The following is a 17,781-nucleotide window of genomic DNA, read 5'->3' on the forward strand; positions in this document are numbered from 1 at the left end:
GCATGGCCAATATGTTTGCCGTAATTCTGGCATTGGTGACGCTGGTCACGGGGATTGTCTGGTGTTTAGAGCGCTTTGTCTGGGCACCTGCTCGCCGGAAAAAGTTTGCCGCCATGAGCGGTGCCGATCTGGCTGATGGCGCGGTTTCATCGAAAGTCATTCAACAACCCGGTTGGATTGAAACGATCGCCTCCGTATTCCCGGTAGTGGCTTTGGTATTGGTTGTGCGCTCCTTCATTTATGAGCCGTTTCAAATTCCATCTGGTTCGATGATGCCGACGCTGTTGATCGGTGATTTTATTCTGGTGGAAAAATTTGCCTATGGCATTAAAGAACCCTTCACGCAGAAAACGCTGATCGAAACGGGGCACCCGAAGCGTGGCGACGTGGTTGTGTTTAAATATCCGTCCGATCCTAAAGTGGACTTCATCAAACGTGTGGTGGGCGTACCGGGCGATCGCGTCAGCTATAACCCGATGACCAAGCAGGTGACGATTCGTCCATCCTGTCAGGGACAACAGGCGTGCGATACGGCACTGGCGGTCACATACAGTAACGTACAGCCTAGCGATTTTGTTCAGACCTTTAACCAACCGGGATTGGAATCGCGCAGCGGTTTTTATCAGGTTCCGGCTAATGACAATAGCGTGGATGGCGTCCGCATGGGCACACGCAAAGAGTCACTGGGCAATGTCACGCATAATATTCTCCTGGTGCCGGGCCAGCAGGATCAGCTCGGTGGTTATTACCAGCAATCGCAGCAGCAGCTTGCAACATGGGTTGTTCCCGCAGGGAACTACTTCATGATGGGTGATAACCGCGACAACAGTCTGGATAGTCGCTACTGGGGCTTTGTGCCGGAGAGAAATCTGGTCGGTAAAGCCACCGCTATCTGGATGAGTTTTGAGAAACAGGAAGGTGAATGGCCTACCGGCGTACGCTTGAGTCGCATCGGCGGTATTCATTAACCAAAGTAAGCATTAACCAAAGTAAGCATTCACCAAAATAAGATACAGGCAGCATTCTGATGCTGTCCGTTGTAGAATATTTTTTGAAACGCTCTTTTTAAAAGAACATGCCCTAAATAATGCGAGTTGCAGAGCAAAATGTGTCCGTTTGCACAACGCTAACGGACAGGCAACGCGAAGTATGATGGGCAGAAAGGCAGGCTCCCTCGCGGGAGCCAATGCAAACGAAACAGTTTTGACCGAATTGGTAAGCAGGGCTGTTCCGTATGCTGCTGTTTTTGACGCATCGTTGATCTATTGGTAACACATGAATCCCATCCTGATAAATCGTTTACAAAGAAAGCTGGGCTATACTTTTCAGCAGTACGAGCTTTTGTTACAGGCGTTGACGCATCGTAGCGCCAGCAGCAAGCACAATGAAAGACTCGAATTCCTGGGTGATTCCATCCTGAGTTTTGTGATCGCCAATGCGCTGTATCATCGTTTCCCCAAGGTTGATGAAGGGGATATGAGCCGGATGCGGGCGACGCTGGTACGGGGAAATACGCTGGCGGAAATCGCACGTGAATTTGAACTGGGAGAGTGCCTACGCCTCGGTCCTGGTGAATTAAAGAGCGGTGGTTTCCGTCGGGAATCAATTCTGGCTGATACGGTTGAAGCGCTGATCGGCGGCATTTTCCTCGACAGCGATATTCAGACCATCGAACGTTTGATTCTGAACTGGTATCAAACGCGTCTGGATGAAATCAGTCCCGGCGATAAGCAAAAAGATCCGAAAACGCGGTTGCAGGAGTTTCTGCAAGGGCGTCACTTACCTCTGCCGACCTATCTGGTGGTGCAGGTTCGTGGGGAAGCACACGATCAGGAGTTTACTATCCACTGTCAGGTGAGCGGCTTTAGCGAGTCGGTCATTGGTACAGGATCGAGCCGTCGTAAAGCCGAACAGGCTGCGGCTGAACAAGCGTTGAAAAAACTGGAGCTTGAATGAGCGAAGTACAGACACACTGCGGTTTTATCGCGATTGTTGGTCGACCAAACGTCGGTAAATCGACGTTATTGAATCAATTACTGGGGCAGAAGATCTCCATTACGTCACGTAAGCCCCAGACGACGCGGCACCGCATCATGGGTATTCACACTGAAGGGCCTTATCAGGCTATTTATGTGGATACGCCGGGATTGCACATTGAAGAAAAACGGGCGATTAACCGCCTGATGAACCGCGCTGCCAGCAGTTCAATTGGTGACGTTGAGCTGATCATTTTCGTTGTCGAAGGTACACACTGGAACGACGACGATGAAATGGTATTGAATAAGCTGCGCGATCAAAAACTCCCCGTGCTGCTAGCGATCAATAAAGTCGATAACGTCACGGATAAAACCAAGCTGCTGCCGCATATCCAGTTCCTCAGTCAGCAGATGGACTTCCTTGACGTCGTTCCGATCTCTGCCGAGAAGGGCACGAATGTCGATACGATTGCCAGCATTGTGCGTAAGCACTTACCGCAGGCAACGCATCACTTCCCGGAAGATTACATTACCGATCGTTCACAGCGCTTTATGGCATCGGAAATTATCCGTGAAAAACTGATGCGCTTCCTGGGTGAAGAATTGCCGTATTCCGTAACGGTCGAAATCGAGCGTTTCGTGACTAACGAGCGCGGCGGTTATGACATCAACGGCCTGATTCTGGTTGAGCGTGAAGGCCAGAAGAAGATGGTCATAGGTAACAAGGGTGCCAAAATTAAAACCATTGGTATCGAGTCTCGCCAGGATATGGAAGAGATGTTCGAGGCCAAAGTGCACCTTGAGCTGTGGGTTAAAGTGAAATCCGGCTGGGCAGATGACGAACGTGCCCTGCGCAGCCTGGGTTATAGCGAAGACCTGTAAGGTTCGCGCCGATGGAAGGCTGGCAGCGCGCATTTGTCTTACATGGGCGACCTTATAGTGAAACCAGCTTATTGCTGGATCTGTTTAGCGAAAGCGATGGCCGCGTTCGCGTGCTTGCCAAAGGTGCGCGAGCCCGTCGCTCTAGCCTGAAAGGCTGTTTGCAGCCTTTCACTCCGCTGCTGGTGCGCTGGAGTGGTCGGGGAGAAGTGAAAACGTTACGCAGCGCCGAGCCTGTTTCGCTTGCGCTGCCGCTAACGGGCACGATGCTTTATAGCGGTTTATACGTTAACGAGCTGCTGTCTCGTGTGCTGGAACATGAAACCAACTACTCCGCTCTTTTCTTCGATTATCTCCACTGTTTACAACATCTTGCTGCACAGGATGCATCCCCTGAACCGGCATTAAGACGCTTTGAGTTAGCGTTGCTGGGCTATCTGGGATACGGCGTTGATTTCCTCCATTGTGCCGGTAGCGGTGAACCTGTGGCAGATACCATGACCTATCAATATCGAGAGGAAAGGGGTTTTATTGCCAGCCTGGTGGTCGATAATAAAAGTTTTACCGGGCACGAGTTACGTTCGCTGGCATCGCGTGAATTTCCTGACAGCGGTACACTGAAGGCGGCAAAGCGTTTCACTCGTATCGCGTTAAAGCCGTATCTGGGGGGAAAACCGCTGAAAAGTCGTGAACTGTTCCGCCAGTTTGTTCCTGCTGCTAATTTGTCCAAACCCACGTCTTCTGATAAATAATCCCACCTCCTCTGTACCCTGACGCTGTGACATCGGTGTAAACTGCCACGTAACGTGCATGACTTTACCGAGGATTTATCATGGCTGAATTGCTGCTTGGCGTTAACATCGATCACATTGCAACGCTGCGTAATGCGCGTGGAACGACGTATCCCGATCCTGTTCAGGCGGCTTTTGTCGCTGAGCAGGCGGGAGCGGACGGCATCACGGTGCACTTACGTGAAGATCGTCGCCATATCACGGATCGTGATGTGAGGATCCTAAGAGAAACGCTCCAAACTCGCATGAACCTTGAAATGGCTGTCACGGAAGAAATGCTGAATATTGCCTGTGAGGTAAAGCCGCACTTTTGCTGTCTGGTGCCGGAAAAACGCCAGGAAGTGACAACAGAAGGCGGGCTGGACGTCGCGGGGCAGCAGGAAAAAATCAATAACGCGGTTGCTCGACTCAGCCAGGCTAACATATTGGTTTCACTCTTTATTGATGCGGATAAAGGGCAAATTGATGCCGCCGTTGCCAGCGGTGCACCTTATATCGAAATTCATACCGGCGCGTATGCCGATGCGTCAGATGATGAAGCCCGTCAACATGAGTTTGAGCGCATTCGTGATGCGGCGACTTATGCTGCGGCGAAGGGGCTGAAAGTCAATGCCGGCCATGGTTTGACGTACCATAACGTTCAGCCGATTGCGGCGCTGCCGGAAATGCATGAATTAAATATCGGGCATGCGATTATCGGACGTGCGGTGATGAGCGGACTGAAGGATGCCGTTGCTGAAATGAAGAGTCTGATGCGGGAAGCGCGTCGCTGATGGCGATTCTTGGGCTCGGAACGGACATTGTCGAAATTGCTCGTATTGAAGCGGTGATTGAACGTTCAGGCGAGCGATTAGCTCGCCGCGTTCTGACGGATGCTGAATGGGCGCATTATCAGCAGCATCAGCAACCTGTCCGCTTCCTCGCCAAGCGCTTTGCCGTGAAAGAGGCGGCGGCAAAAGCTTTCGGTACCGGAATTCGTAACGGGCTCGCGTTCAACCAGTTTGAAGTTTTTAATGACGAACTGGGCAAACCCTGTCTGCGATTTTTTGCTAAAGCGGCAGAGCTGGCTGAACAGATGGGCGTCAGACACGTCCATGTGACGCTGGCTGACGAAAGACGCTATGCCTGTGCGACGGTGATTGTCGAAAGCTGATTGTCCTGAATCGGATGCTTAAATCCTGTCGGCATGGTGCATGAGCACATATTTTTCCCACAGTTGCTCATTACCCTCAACATGGTTTGGATCTTTAACGATCGTGTTGTCGATCGGACAGACTTTCTGACACGTCGGTGTGTCATAGTGGCCAACGCACTCCGTACAGCGAGTGGTATCAATTTCATAAATGTCCATGCCCATGGAGATGGCCTGATTAGGACACTCGGGTTCACACATGTCACAGTTGATGCATTTATGGGTGATGAGTAACGCCATGATGTTCTTCTACCTTACAAACAGGGCGCAGATTATACCCGTTGGGGCTCGTTTAAACACGCGTAACCGTCATTGATGGAGAATATACTGCCGAATCGGTTTCGGTTGCTTTTGACGTGCCTTTTTTCCGAGCGGGTGGTGGTGGGTTTTGCGTGTTTTCAGGAGCCCTCAGCATGTCGCTTATTGGCTGCATAAATAGTGAGGTTACAGGGTAAAATTACCATCTGTTCGTTAAATTGGTTTCATCCGTATGCTTTAGACTGTATGAATCAGCCAGTGCGACTGTGTTTCTTGGGTTTTAATTTATTGATTTACAATTTAAATAAATTTAGTTGTGATATTGAACCACTTATTTTTGTAATATCATGGACATTGATTTAATCGGTATTGCCGATGAAGTTTGCATCTGGAGAGTCGATGACGGTGCATGTCCGTATGATATAATTTTATAACTAATAGTGTCAGTTTAATGGCGGAACTCATAGTGCAGCAGGAAGGTCATCTTAATCAGGTTGGGGCAGGATTTTTCCAACAGGGAAGCGAGGAGTCATTAAGCGCTGATTACTGGCATAAATGTCAACGGCGGTATACTTTTCAGCCAATTTATCGAACATCAGGTAAATTAATGGCTATTGAGCTACTGACTTCCGTTTTTTCTCCTACCCTGCCGCAAAAATTCATCTCTCCTGAAAAATACTTCGCAAATATTGATGTTGAAACCCGTCTGTTAATTATTGTAGAACAACTGCAACTTTTATCTGAGTGGAGTTTCCGATTTACTCGCGACGATCTTTTTGCCTCCGTCAATATTGATGGCATGACGCTACTGGCGCTGCAAAATAATCTTGAAGCCAAACGCCTGATCGCGGCAATGCCCTGGATTCGTTTTGAAATGGTCGAAAATCAGGGAGGGTTGCCAAAGGAAATATTAACCAAGCTCCCTGAAGCGCAAACACTGTGGTTGGATGATTTCGGCTGTGGCATGGCGAATTTTTCATCACTGATGCTGGCTCAGTACGATTGCATTAAAGTGGCGCGTGAGCTCTTTATTCTCCTGCAACAGAGTGGCGAAGGGCAGACTGTGTTTCCTGCGCTGATCGCCTTGCTATCGCGTTTTTGCAACTATGTTGTGATTGAGGGGATCGAAACTAAGGAGGAGTGGGCAATTGTTCAGGCATCGCATGCTTACGCCGCCCAAGGGTACTATCTTTCGCGCCCTCAGCCATTTGAGAACTTTGAGGCGCTGAAACTCGAACTTTAGGTGGTAACCTGTTGTTTAGGCTATCACTTTTTGTATTAATGTACTGTTATATGCCCTGCCATTCTTTCCCGCCATATTCATTCATTATATTTCCTAATATGTCATTGTCGTACAAAATATCGCCTCTTCAGCTACTCAGCGTTTTCCTCTGGTTTACAACGTGTAATGCTGCATTTTGTTTTATTTTTGTTGTTTAATTCTTGTTTTATTTGTTATGGCAGTGTTTAATTTCAAGGGAACGATAAAGAGAGGGACTGCTGATTTTGCATCAAATTATGACATATATAATCAAACGCTTGCGTTAATGATTTTATTTTTTTCTTTTAATTATTTGATTTTTAATGGTAAAAAAATATAATGTTTACTGTTAACGATCAAAAATCATTTTGTGATAGATTTTGTTGATTAAAACAATGATACTTATTGGTATAATTGATTTGCTTACAAAAAATTGATGTTCAAAATATATCGCCATGTACCCTTAGGAATATTCTTTTATTCCATTAGAGAAGCTTATAACCCGAACAATTACTACTATTAAATTAAGATACTCTTTTGAATTTGTTGTTTTTATCTGCGCACAGTCATATGCGAGGGCTTTATGCTGACGTTGCTATGTTTCTAAATACTCCTGCTTCATGGAGCGTTTTTTCTTTCATCCTTTCTGCTCTCCGGAAATGCACCAGTCCCGAAAATCGATGGGGTAGGGGTTTGTTACCGGGATTTTTCGTCATCAGCGTTGTGATTTGTACGATCAGGACCACTCGGGCCTGAGGAGAGTGTTATTGTGTATGAAATTATAATAACCCTACTATTACTATTGTTATTGTTTTCTTCTGTAAAAAATAGAAAAATTAAACAAAAGTTTAGAACAGAGCAGAAGAAACAAGATTTTCTCAACATGACTTTCTTTGCGATGGAATATAGTCCTGCTTCAATTATGATCGCAGATGAAAATTGTGAAATTATTTACGTCAATCGTCAGTTTATTACCATGTCAGGCTATATGCCGGATGAGGTTATCGGCAAAAAAACGAATATATTAAACTCGGGTATGACTAACGCCAGCGTCTATGAAGATCTGTGGTCTACCATAAATAAAGGTAATGTTTGGAGTGGTGAGTTCGTTAACCGGCGTAAAGATGGACAGTTGTATTGGGAAAAGGCCAATATCGTTAAAATATATAATAAGGCGAGTAACACAACCCAGTATGTTGGTATTAAGTTAGATATCACAGAACGAAAATCGCAGGAACATCATGATAATTCATACAATCGCGCGCTGGAGTTGTTATCAAGCGGCGCGCCGCTGAAAGATATTCTGGATGCGATCATTTTCAGCGTCGAAGAAAAGAATCCTGGCCGTATCGTTTGCTCTGTTCTGCTGGTCGATAAAGACAAAAAATGTCTGACGCTTGGATCGGCGCCGAGTTTGCCGGGCTTTTATAAAAATGCCATTCACAATGTGAAAATTGCCGATGGTGTGGCTTCTTTTGGTACCGCTGCCTATACCGGAAAGCGTGTAATTGCTGACGATATTTCTGTTCATCCGCATTGGTCGTTATATAAAGGGCTCGCACTATATGCCGGGCTACGTTCCTGCTGGTCTGAACCTATCATCGGTCAAAACAAAGAAATATTAGGTGTTTTAAGCGTTTACCATCGAAAAGTGTATGTCCCGACCGAAGAGGAAATCTTCTCTATTGAGAAATCGGCACAGCTGATTGCGATCGCCATAGAGCGATATCATGCCATTGATATGCTGCGGCGCAGCGAGGAACACTATCGTCAACTGGCGCACTATGACTCATTAACGTCATTGGCTAATGGCCTGACGTTTGCCGAGCAAATGGAACAGGCGATTCTGTTATCCAAACAAACGGGCAGGAAAATCGCGCTGATGTTCCTGGATCTCGATAAATTTAAACAGATAAACGACTCGTTCGGACATGCTGTTGGCGATTTGCTCTTGAAAGAAGCGGCGGCGCGTATGCGCGGTGCGGTTCGCGATTCGGATACGGTATATCGCCGCAGCGGTGACGAATTTATTATTCTGCTTCAGGGTATTAAGGAAATTGACAATACGCTTTATGTTGCAGATAAAATCCATAACGCCTTGAACAAGCCTTTTGAGATCGATGGGAAAACGCTGGATATATCATGCAGTATCGGTATTGCGTTGTATCCGGAACATGGGACTGACTCCCTGACATTGGCAATTAATGCCGATTCTGCCATGTATCAGGCTAAAGCAATGGGACGCAGTCAAACTCAGATTTATCACAATATGAACGATCATTGATAAATGGAATAGAAAAAAGGCGCTCTGTTGAGCGCCTTTTTTATTATCTTTCTCGTAAGGCTTCTGCTTTTGCCCGAATAATCGGCTTTAACAAATAGCTGAGGATCGTTTTCTTTCCCGTTATTATATCAACAGAGGCCACCATGCCTGGAATGATAAGAAGCGGTTTATCGGCTGAGCCTAAATAATTTCTATCAGTCCGTAAACGAATAATATAAAAGCTGTTCCCTTCTTTATCGGTTACTGTGTCCGGGCTGATTTGTTCCAACTGGCCTTTTAAGCCGCCATAGATGGTGTAGTCATAGGCCGTTAATTTTATTACGGCATCCTGACCTGGGTGCAAAAACGCAATATCCTGTGGACGAATTCTGGCTTCTACCAGCAGGTTGTCGTCCAGTGGCACAATCTCCACCAGATCGCTACCCGGTTGAATCACTCCACCGATGGTATTCACCAGAACCTGCTGCACGATACCGCGAACAGGGGAGACGACTAGCGTTCGGTTTACCCGGTCTTCGAGTGCTTTACCCGTGGCTTCGATTTTGTTCAGGTTGGTTTGTGCTTCACTTAGCTGAGATAACGCCTCGCTTTTATAACGGCTACGCGTTTCCTCTATTTTATTCTCGCTCTCTTTAATCGCAGACTCCGCCCGCGGAATCGAGAGCTTGATGGAATCAAGCTGGCCACGGGTTTCGACTTCTGCGCGACGCAGGCGTAAAACTTCTACTTTAGAAATGGCACCTTCCGCGATCAGCGGTTCTGACATTTTAATTTCTTGTTGGAGCAGGCCCAGACTATTGCGGAACTGAATTTCCTTAGCAGAGAAATCTCTCAGTTCCTGGCGGCGCTGGATCAACTGCTCTTCCAGACCGGACACCTCATTGTGGAGCTGCTGGCGGCGGCTGTTATAAAGCTCTTTTTCTCCTGCTGCGATTTTAGGCGCTTGCGTCGTAATTTCTTCTGAAAGCACGAGCTCCCGATCGTTGATTTCTGCGTTCAGGCGCTCAATGCGTGATAGCAGTGCAAGCCGATCGGCCTCGGTTTCACCGACGTTGGAAGCAAAACGCGTATCATCAAGGCGTAGCAAAGGATCGCCTGCATTAACAACCTGACCTTCACGAATGAACACTTCCGTGACAATGCCGCCTTCCAGGTTTTGGACTTTTTGCAATCGGGAAGAGGGGATGGCTTTACCGTCACCCCGGGTGACTTCATCGATATTCGCCAGCCCAGCCCACAGGATGAAAAACAGGAAAAAAGCGCCAATAGCCCATAGCGTGAAGCGAATAGAACGTGGCGAATCCTCGGCCATTGCACGGCTCACTTCAGGCATCGTTTGCAGGCTTTCTTCATCTCCGCCGACAAAATACCGTTTGATTCGCTTGATATATTTACCGAGACGCATTGATCTGCCCCTTCTTCAACGCATCCATCACGATCGCTTTCGGTCCATCCGCGATAATTTTACCTTTATCGACGATCACTAAACGATCGACCAGTGCCAGCATGGAAACCCGATGGGTAACCAGTAAGAGCGTTTTCTCCGCAATTACGGGGGCCAGAGCCTGCTTCAACCGATCTTCACTGGTGTTATCCATCGAACTGGTGGGTTCATCCAGCACCAGAATCGGCGGATCGAGCAACAGCGCTCTGGCTATCGCGACAGCCTGACGCTGCCCGCCAGAGAGTTGTTGGCCGCGTTCGCCAACCTGAAGGTTATAACCATCCGGGTGTAGGCGAGCAAACTCGTTCACTCCTGAAATCTCCGCGGCTCGCAACATCGCTTCGTCTTCGACATAGCGTGCGCCGCTAATCAGGTTATTGCGCAGTGAACCACTAAATAGCTGAATATCTTGGGGAACATAGCCGATGTTGTGGCGTAAATCGCTGACATCCAACTGACGGGCATCGACACCGTCGATCAGAATATTACCGGTATTAGGCTGATAGAGGTTCACGATCAGTTTTTGCAGCGAGCTTTTTCCTGAACCACTGCGGCCAATAACGCCCACTTTCTCGCCGGGAGCGATGGTCAGGCTGATGCCTTGCAGCGAACTGGTTTTTTGCTCTGGGTAATTGAACGTCACATCGCGAAATTCGATACCGCCTCGGATGCTCTCGCGCTTCAACGGGCGTTCGTTATCGCTACGCTCTTGCGGCAACTGCATCATCTGTTCGGTGGTTTGCATCGTCAAACGCGCCTGCTGGTAACGGCTAACCAGGCCAGACAGTTGGCCCAATGGCATAAGCGCTCTGCCGTTCAGCATGTAACAGGCAATTAGCCCACCCATACTGAGCTTGCCGTTAATCAGCATGTAGACGCCGACGACAATCATGGCAACGCCGGCAAATTGCTGGAACCACTGCGTCAGGTTTACCGCCAGTGAAGACAGCGCCTTGGCCCGCATTTCCAGTTTGCTCAGGCTACCAATGGTTTGCTCCCATTGGTGCTGGCGTTCACTTTCCGCGTTATTGACCTTGATTGCATCGAGGCAGCTCAACGTTTCGATCAGCGTAGCCTGCCGTTCGCTGGCAAGGTGCATTGTTTTTTCAATAGTGGCGGACAGCGGCTTTTGCATCGCCCAACTCGCCAGCAGGGCGACAGGGTAGGCCAGAATGGAAACCCAGACCAGCGGGCCGCCGATGATACCGATAACCAACAGCAGAAGCAGCGTAAAAGGAAAATCGATCAGCGTCGTCAGCGTCAGTGAGGAAAGGAAATCTCTGAGCGATTGAAATTCATGAATATTCTGCGCAAAGCTACCAACCCGCGGTGGCCGGGCCTTCATCGACATACCGGTAATGCGTTCAAATAGCGTGGCAGAAATAATCAGATCGGTTTTTTTGCCCGCCATATCAAGGCAAATGCCGCGTAGCGTTTTGAGTATTAAATCGAAAACAAAAGCGCCAGTAACGCCGATAGCCAGCACCCACAATGTCGCCGTGGCCTGATTGGGCACAACCCGATCGTAGACATTCATCACGAACAGCGGCGTAGCCAGCGCGATAATGTTCACCAGCAGCGTGGCGAGGATGGCGTCGAGATAGAGCGAACGTGAAAGCTTAAGCGTATCCTTGAACCAGGATTTGGTTCGGGGGATCAGCGACGGATTTTGCAGATCGAACTGGTGACGAGGCTGGGCGAACATCACCAGACCCAGATAATTCTGTTGCAGCGTGTTGTGCTCAACGGAAATTTCCCCGCCTTCTGTTTCGCTGGGCATCAGGCGTGCGCTGCCGTCAGCATTCCAGCCTAGCAGAATCGCCGCGCGTCCTTCCCGTAACAGCAACATCGCAGGGAGTGACATCTCGGAAATTTTATTCAGAGAACGCTTGAGAACGCGCCCTTGCAGCCCTGCGCGCGCAGCGGCTCTTGGAAGCAGTTTTACAGATAGCCGCTGGTTGGCTAAGGGGAGCCCGGCGGTGAGTGTGGTACGGCTGACCGATTTCCCCTGCAAGGCACAGAGGATCAGTAAACTATCCAATAACGGGTCATCATGACGGCTGCGCGGGTCACTATTATTTTCATGAGCGCTGGTTTCATGAACGCTGGGTTCATGGGCGACAGGTGGCTCCTGAACAGCCGTCGATTCATGAACAACAGTAGGTTCATGGACGATAGACTCCTGGGCAACTGATTGATCAGAACCATGAGCCTCTTGTACTGAATGCAACTTCATTTAACGGAACGTTCCCTTACGCAACGCAATTCCCTCGCATATAAACCATAATTTATCGCCGTCTGACCAATGAAATATATTAATTAAGGCTCGGCAACTCTGCGTGGGTGGTTACGTTTGTCAAACTGGTACCGGCATCAGGCGCTGGGATCGCCAAACGATTTAATAGCTCTCCCATACGTGATGCGATCCGGTATTCGGTATAGAGAGAGGTGAAGCGAACCTCGACCAGACGGCGTTGTGCGGTGAACAGTTCGTTTTCACTGTCCAGCAGGTCCAACAGCGTTCTTTCCCCCAGGCCAAACTGCTTCTGATAGGCAGTGCGTACTTTCATACTGCGGTCGGCATATTCGGCGGCGATCGGCAGTTGTTGGCGCGAATTGTTTAACGCTGACCAGGCTAACTTTAGCTCTTCGCCCAGTAAACGCAGGGCATTGTTTCGCACATCCTGCGCTTCTTTTACCTGATAGGCTTTTGATTCCATGTTGGCCTTGCTGCTACCGCCTTCATACAGGTTGTAGCGCATCCGCAACATTGCCTGCCACTCATTGTTTTGGCCGCGCGTTCCGTCAACGTTGTTATCCATCGTACGAGAGAGTTCAACGTTGAGGCGTGGGTAAAACGTTGACTTTGAAGCCTCATATTGCTGCTGCGTGGCTTCAATATCTGACTCTGCGGATTTCAGCGCTGGGCTGTTAGCCAGCATGATGCGCTGGGCTTCCTCCAGCGAGGCGGGGAGTTTTATCGCAGAAGCATCGGGCATCACCAAATTATCCGGTACTTTACCCACAATGCTCATGTAGTTGATTTTGGCATCGTCCAGATTGGTTTGTTCTGTCAGCACGTTGTTACGAGCTTGCGCAAGACGTGCTTCGGCCTGATCCAAATCGGCCAGTCGGCCAACGCCTTGTTCGCTACGCAGCCTGATTTGATCGTAAATGCGCTCGTGGCTTGCAAGGTTGGCTTCCGCCAGACGAACAAATTCCTGGCGTTGCAGAACATTGAGATAGACTTGAACCGTATCTAACGCCGTCGACTCGCTGGTATTTAATACTTTATAGGCGCGTGAATTGACCGTGGCGCGTTGTCTACCAACCTCGCTTGAGGTGGCGAAACCGTCAAACACTGTCTGGCTTAGATTGATGCTCGACTCCTGACGGCTGAGTTCAACGCGCTTATTGATGCTGGCGCGTGTTGAGGGGGTATCAGTTTCTTCGCGGCCAACGCCTGCACTCAGCGTGATGGAGGGAAGATATCCGCCTTTTGCTGCGCGTAAATCATGCTCGGCAGAAAAACGACTGTTAATGGATGCGCTCACTTCGGGGTGTGTATAGAGCGTGCTTTTAATGGCTTCCTGGATCGTCTCGGCATACGTCGCTGTGGAAAAAACGGTAATAAAAGGTAATAAAGCAAAATGGTATCTACGCATCATCAGCAGTTTTCCTTCACAAAAACTTTATTTGTGATTATTCCTATTAAAGTGTTTGAGTGTTATATAAACGCTTAACGAATTGATTTGCTTTTATTCCTTTTATATCAATATGTTAATTTCTTTCCCTGAAGCGCCCGAAGAGAAAAAAATAGGGGTTACTCTAAATGAGTAAAGTTCTGGAAAGAATATTCTGAATTTTTTATTATATCGTGCATTGAGTCAAGCGTTTGACGCATCACGACAACACTATCGTAACGCTTTTTTTAATAAAATGTCAGGACGACACACAGCAAATCAACCTTATCAGGATGATAGCAAAAATCTATAGCCGCAATATCGCCACATTATAAAAATAATTATAGATATCAAGGAGAAAGTATTTTGAACGGTGTGATTGGCGTCATTAAATTCGTTATTGGACAGGTTTTTATCGTCGCGCTTGATGGAAGCCAGAGACTGCTGGTTGCCGGCGATCGGGTTTACAGCGGCGAAGAGGTCGTGACCGGCGCTAATGGCGCGGTTTCAATCACATTACCGGATGGCAAAACATTGGATCTGGGGCGCGATAGCCGCTGGAGCGATGTCAGCAATGCGTCTTCTCAGAGCAGTGCGGATGTCGCCAATGATGTCGCCGCGATACAAGATGCTATCGCTCAGGGTGCCGACCCAACACAGGTGCTGGAAGCCACTGCCGCAGGTAATGAAGACACCGGAGAAGCAGGTGACGGCGGCGGCGGGCATTTCAATCCAACCGTCGTTCTGAACTTGACGGCCGAGGTGGTTACTACCCCGATTGGGTATGATACCGCGGGCTTATCGTTTGCTGACAGAGCCTCATCCGTTCTGGATGGGGTCGATTCATCCACGTTGCTGACTGCCGCCGCGGATACCACTGATACCACTCCTCCCTCTGTCACCATTGCCATAAACAGTGACGGCACAATAAGTTTCGTTTTTACAAAACCGCCTGTTGGTTTTGACCTCACTGATATCACCGTAACAAACGGCTCAGTAACGAATCTGGTGCAGGATCCTAACGATCCCACTCGCTGGACGGCGACATTAACGCCTGCCGCCAATTTTGAGGGTGAAGTTCGGGTCAGCATTCCCGACGGCAGCTACACCGATGCCGCAGGCATTCCAGGAACGGGCGGAAGTGAAGCGGTCACGGTCGATACTCTGCCTCCTGTTGCCTCAATTTCAATTGATGATGTCACGTCGGATAACGTGATTAACGCCGCCGAATCCGGCCAGACCATTGCGGTCACCGGTAAAGTGGATAATGACGTGAAGGCGGGCGATGCGGTGACCGTTAAAATCGGTACCGAGACCTACCAGACGACAGTGAATGCCGATGGCAAAACCTGGAGCGTCAACGTGCCGGGCTCGGTACTGGCGGCTAACGGCGATATCAATGCCACGGTCACTACACGTGATACCGCAGGCAACGTTACGACGGCAAACACTAGTCATACTTATGGTGTCGATACGGTTGCACCAACCGCCTCGATTACTATCGATAACGTCACGTCCGATAACGTGATTAATGCGGCTGAATCCGGGCAGACCATTGCGGTCACCGGTAAAGTGGATAATGACGTGAAGGCGGGCGATGCGGTTACCGTTAAAATCGGTACCGAGACCTACCAGACGACAGTGAATGCCGATGGCAAAACCTGGAGCGTCAACGTGCCGGGCTCGGTACTGGCGGCTAACGGCGATATCAATGCCACGGTCACTACACGTGATACCGCAGGCAACGTTACCACGGCCAATACCAGTCACGCTTACGGTGTCGATACGGTTGCACCAACGGCATCGATATCTATCGACAATGTCACCAGCGATAACGTCATCAATGCCAGTGAATCCGGCCAGACGATAGCCGTCACCGGTAAGGTGGATAATGACGTCAAAGCGGGTGATGCGGTTACGGTAAAAGTCGGCACCGAGACCTACCAGACCACGGTGAATGCCGACGGTAAAACCTGGAGCGTGAATGTGCCGGGTTCTGTATTAGCCGCCAATGGCGATGTGAGCGCGACGGTGACGACACGTGACACCGCGGGCAATGTCACTACCGCCAATACTACTCATGCCTACGGCGTGGACACCGTTGCGCCAACCGCCTCAATTACTATCGATGATGTGACGTCGGATAACGTCATCAACGCCGCTGAATCCGGTCAGACCATTGCGGTGACCGGTAAAGTCGATAACGACGTCAAAGCGGGTGATGCGGTTACCGTTAAAGTCGGTACCGAGACCTACCAGACCACCGTCAATGCGGACGGCAAAACCTGGAGCGTCAATGTGCCGGGCGCCGTACTGGCGGCCAATGGTGATGTGAGCGCTACCGTCACCACACGCGATCCAGCAGGTAACGTCACCACCGTCGATACGACTCATGCTTACGGTGTCGATACGGTTGCACCAACGGCATCGATATCTATCGACAATGTCACCAGCGATAACGTGATTAATGCGGCCGAATCCGGGCAGACGATAGCCGTCACCGGTAAAGTCGATAACGATGTGAAAGCCGGCGATGCGGTTACCGTCAAAGTCGGTACCGAGACCTACCAGACCACCGTCAATGCGGACGGCAAAACCTGGAGCGTGAACGTTCCCGGCGCTGTGCTGGCCGCCAATGGCGATGTGAGTGCTACCGTCACCACGCGCGATGCGGCAGGCAATGTCACCACGGCGAATACTTCTCACGCTTACGGTGTCGATACGGTGGCACCAACCGCGTCGATTACAATCGATGATGTGACGTCCGATAACGTGATTAACGCTGCTGAGTCAGGCCAGACGATAGCGGTTACTGGCAAGGTAGGCGATGAAGTTAAAGCCGGCGATGCGGTTACCGTTAAAGTCGGTACCGAGACCTACCAGACGACGGTGAATGCCGATGGCAAAACCTGGAGCGTGAATGTGCCGGGCGCTGTACTGGCTGCCAATGGCGATGTGAGTGCGACAGTCACCACGCGCGATGCGGCAGGCAACGTCACTACAGCCGATACTACTCATGCCTACGGTGTAGACACCGTTGCGCCTGTGGCATCGATATCTATCGACAATGTCACCAGCGATAACGTGATTAACGCGACCGAGTCCGGGCAGACCATTGCGGTGACGGGTAAAGTTGATAACGACGTCAAAGCGGGTGATGCGGTTACGGTGAAAGTCGGGACCGAGACCTACCAGACGACGGTGAATGCGGACGGCAAAACCTGGAGCGTGAACGTGCCGGGATCGGTGCTGGCCGCCAACGGTGATGTGAGTGCCACGGTCACCACGCGTGACGCCGCAGGTAACGTCACCACCGCGAATACCACTCATGCTTATGGCGTGGACACCGTTGCACCAACGGCATCGATTACTATCGATAACGTCACGTCCGACAATGTCATCAATGCGGCCGAGTCCGGCCAGACCATTGCGGTGACCGGTAAAGTTGATAACGACGTGAAAGCGGGCGATGCGGTTACCGTTAAAGTCGGCACCGAGACCTACCAGACCACGGTGAATGCGGACGGCAAAACCTGGAGCGTGAATGTTCCCGGTTCCGTGCTGGCCGCCAATGGTGATGTGGGCGCGACGGTCACCACGCGCGATGCGGCAGGCAACGTCACCACGGCCAATACTACTCATGCCTACGGTGTAGACACCGTCGCACCAACTGCCTCGATTACTATCGATAACGTCACGTCCGATAACGTCATCAATGCGGCTGAATCCGGCCAGACCATTGTGGTGACGGGTAAAGTTGATAACGACGTGAAAGCGGGTGATGCGGTGACCGTTAAGGTCGGTACCGAGACCTACCAGACGACGGTGAATGCGGATGGCAAAACCTGGAGTGTGAATGTTCCCGGCTCCGTACTGGCTGCCAATGGCGATGTGAATGCCACGGTCACTACACGTGATACCGCGGGCAATGTCACGACGGCGAATGCCAGCCACGCTTACGGCGTGGATACGGTCGCACCAACGGCGTCGATTACTATCGATAACGTCACCAG

13 protein-coding genes are annotated in these 17,781 nt (G+C 49.9%); 9 read left to right on the forward strand and 4 right to left on the reverse strand.

All coding sequences use genetic code 11. The features are described from left to right. Positions 1-2 precede the first annotated feature (2 nt). From lepB to acpS, 6 genes are all read left to right on the forward strand, one after another. Positions 3-968, forward strand: a complete 966-nt coding sequence (gene lepB / locus R9X49_RS22825; RefSeq protein ID WP_319850540.1) for a signal peptidase I — start codon at positions 3-5, stop codon at positions 966-968. A 307-nt stretch (positions 969-1,275) separates the two neighbouring features. Then, positions 1,276-1,956, forward strand: a complete 681-nt coding sequence (gene rnc, locus R9X49_RS22830; RefSeq protein WP_010280465.1) for a ribonuclease III — start codon at positions 1,276-1,278, stop codon at positions 1,954-1,956. Continuing rightward, positions 1,953-2,858: a GTPase Era gene (gene era / locus R9X49_RS22835; protein WP_015841243.1), complete on the forward strand. Its 906-nt coding sequence runs from the start codon at positions 1,953-1,955 to the stop codon at positions 2,856-2,858. The genes rnc and era overlap by 4 nt, the downstream gene beginning before the upstream one ends. 11 nt (positions 2,859-2,869) lie before the next feature. Beyond that, entirely contained in the window at positions 2,870-3,607 is a 738-nt protein-coding gene (recO, locus tag R9X49_RS22840; RefSeq protein ID WP_319850541.1) for a DNA repair protein RecO, read from the forward strand. Between the two features lie 80 nt (positions 3,608-3,687). Then, positions 3,688-4,419, forward strand: coding sequence for a pyridoxine 5'-phosphate synthase (pdxJ, locus tag R9X49_RS22845; RefSeq protein ID WP_319850542.1), 732 nt, complete (start codon positions 3,688-3,690; stop codon positions 4,417-4,419). Next, positions 4,419-4,799, forward strand: a complete 381-nt coding sequence (acpS, locus tag R9X49_RS22850) for a holo-ACP synthase (RefSeq protein ID WP_015841240.1) — start codon at positions 4,419-4,421, stop codon at positions 4,797-4,799. Before pdxJ ends, acpS begins: the two co-directional genes overlap by 1 nt. A gap of 18 nt (positions 4,800-4,817) precedes the next feature. On the opposite strand, the gene R9X49_RS22855 is transcribed toward acpS, so the two are convergent. Continuing rightward, positions 4,818-5,078, reverse strand: a complete 261-nt coding sequence (locus R9X49_RS22855) for a YfhL family 4Fe-4S dicluster ferredoxin (RefSeq protein ID WP_180743920.1) — start codon at positions 5,076-5,078, stop codon at positions 4,818-4,820. Between the two features lie 469 nt (positions 5,079-5,547). Here R9X49_RS22855 and pdeH point away from each other — a divergent pair, with 469 nt between their 5' ends. Both pdeH and R9X49_RS22865 read left to right on the forward strand, forming a co-directional pair. Then, entirely contained in the window at positions 5,548-6,339 is a 792-nt protein-coding gene (gene pdeH, locus R9X49_RS22860) for a cyclic-guanylate-specific phosphodiesterase (protein WP_319850543.1), read from the forward strand. 787 nt (positions 6,340-7,126) lie between these two features. Next, positions 7,127-8,641 carry a bifunctional diguanylate cyclase/phosphodiesterase gene (locus R9X49_RS22865; RefSeq protein ID WP_319850544.1) on the forward strand — a complete coding sequence of 505 codons (1,515 nt, stop codon included), beginning with the start codon at positions 7,127-7,129 and terminating at the stop codon, positions 8,639-8,641. A 43-nt stretch (positions 8,642-8,684) separates the two neighbouring features. On the opposite strand, the gene R9X49_RS22870 is transcribed toward R9X49_RS22865, so the two are convergent. The 3 genes from R9X49_RS22870 to R9X49_RS22880 form a co-directional block, all read right to left on the reverse strand. Then, positions 8,685-10,046 (reverse strand): HlyD family type I secretion periplasmic adaptor subunit, encoded by a 1,362-nt coding sequence (locus tag R9X49_RS22870; RefSeq protein ID WP_319850545.1) that lies wholly within the window; start codon positions 10,044-10,046, stop codon positions 8,685-8,687. Continuing rightward, positions 10,033-12,321: a type I secretion system permease/ATPase gene (locus R9X49_RS22875; protein ID WP_319850546.1), complete on the reverse strand. Its 2,289-nt coding sequence runs from the start codon at positions 12,319-12,321 to the stop codon at positions 10,033-10,035. The genes R9X49_RS22870 and R9X49_RS22875 overlap by 14 nt, the downstream gene beginning before the upstream one ends. A gap of 79 nt (positions 12,322-12,400) precedes the next feature. Beyond that, positions 12,401-13,753 (reverse strand): TolC family outer membrane protein, encoded by a 1,353-nt coding sequence (locus R9X49_RS22880; protein ID WP_319850547.1) that lies wholly within the window; start codon positions 13,751-13,753, stop codon positions 12,401-12,403. A 390-nt stretch (positions 13,754-14,143) separates the two neighbouring features. Between R9X49_RS22880 and R9X49_RS22885 the strand changes: the two genes are divergently transcribed. Continuing rightward, the coding region (locus R9X49_RS22885; protein ID WP_319850549.1) for a retention module-containing protein at positions 14,144-17,781 on the forward strand (3,638 nt) is incomplete at its 3' end.

Source organism: Pectobacterium carotovorum (assembly GCF_033898505.1).
Classification (GTDB): Bacteria; Pseudomonadota; Gammaproteobacteria; order Enterobacterales; family Enterobacteriaceae; genus Pectobacterium; species Pectobacterium carotovorum_J.

Coding starts and splice junctions, on each gene's coding strand:
- lepB (WP_319850540.1), top strand. CDS start 3: ATGGCCAATATGTTTGCCGTAATTCTGGCATTGGTGACGCTGGTCACG.
- rnc (WP_010280465.1), top strand. CDS start 1,276: ATGAATCCCATCCTGATAAATCGTTTACAAAGAAAGCTGGGCTATACT.
- era (WP_015841243.1), top strand. CDS start 1,953: ATGAGCGAAGTACAGACACACTGCGGTTTTATCGCGATTGTTGGTCGA.
- recO (WP_319850541.1), top strand. CDS start 2,870: ATGGAAGGCTGGCAGCGCGCATTTGTCTTACATGGGCGACCTTATAGT.
- pdxJ (WP_319850542.1), top strand. CDS start 3,688: ATGGCTGAATTGCTGCTTGGCGTTAACATCGATCACATTGCAACGCTG.
- acpS (WP_015841240.1), top strand. CDS start 4,419: ATGGCGATTCTTGGGCTCGGAACGGACATTGTCGAAATTGCTCGTATT.
- R9X49_RS22855 (WP_180743920.1), bottom strand. CDS start 5,078: ATGGCGTTACTCATCACCCATAAATGCATCAACTGTGACATGTGTGAA.
- pdeH (WP_319850543.1), top strand. CDS start 5,548: ATGGCGGAACTCATAGTGCAGCAGGAAGGTCATCTTAATCAGGTTGGG.
- R9X49_RS22870 (WP_319850545.1), bottom strand. CDS start 10,046: ATGCGTCTCGGTAAATATATCAAGCGAATCAAACGGTATTTTGTCGGC.
- R9X49_RS22875 (WP_319850546.1), bottom strand. CDS start 12,321: ATGAAGTTGCATTCAGTACAAGAGGCTCATGGTTCTGATCAATCAGTT.
- R9X49_RS22880 (WP_319850547.1), bottom strand. CDS start 13,753: ATGATGCGTAGATACCATTTTGCTTTATTACCTTTTATTACCGTTTTT.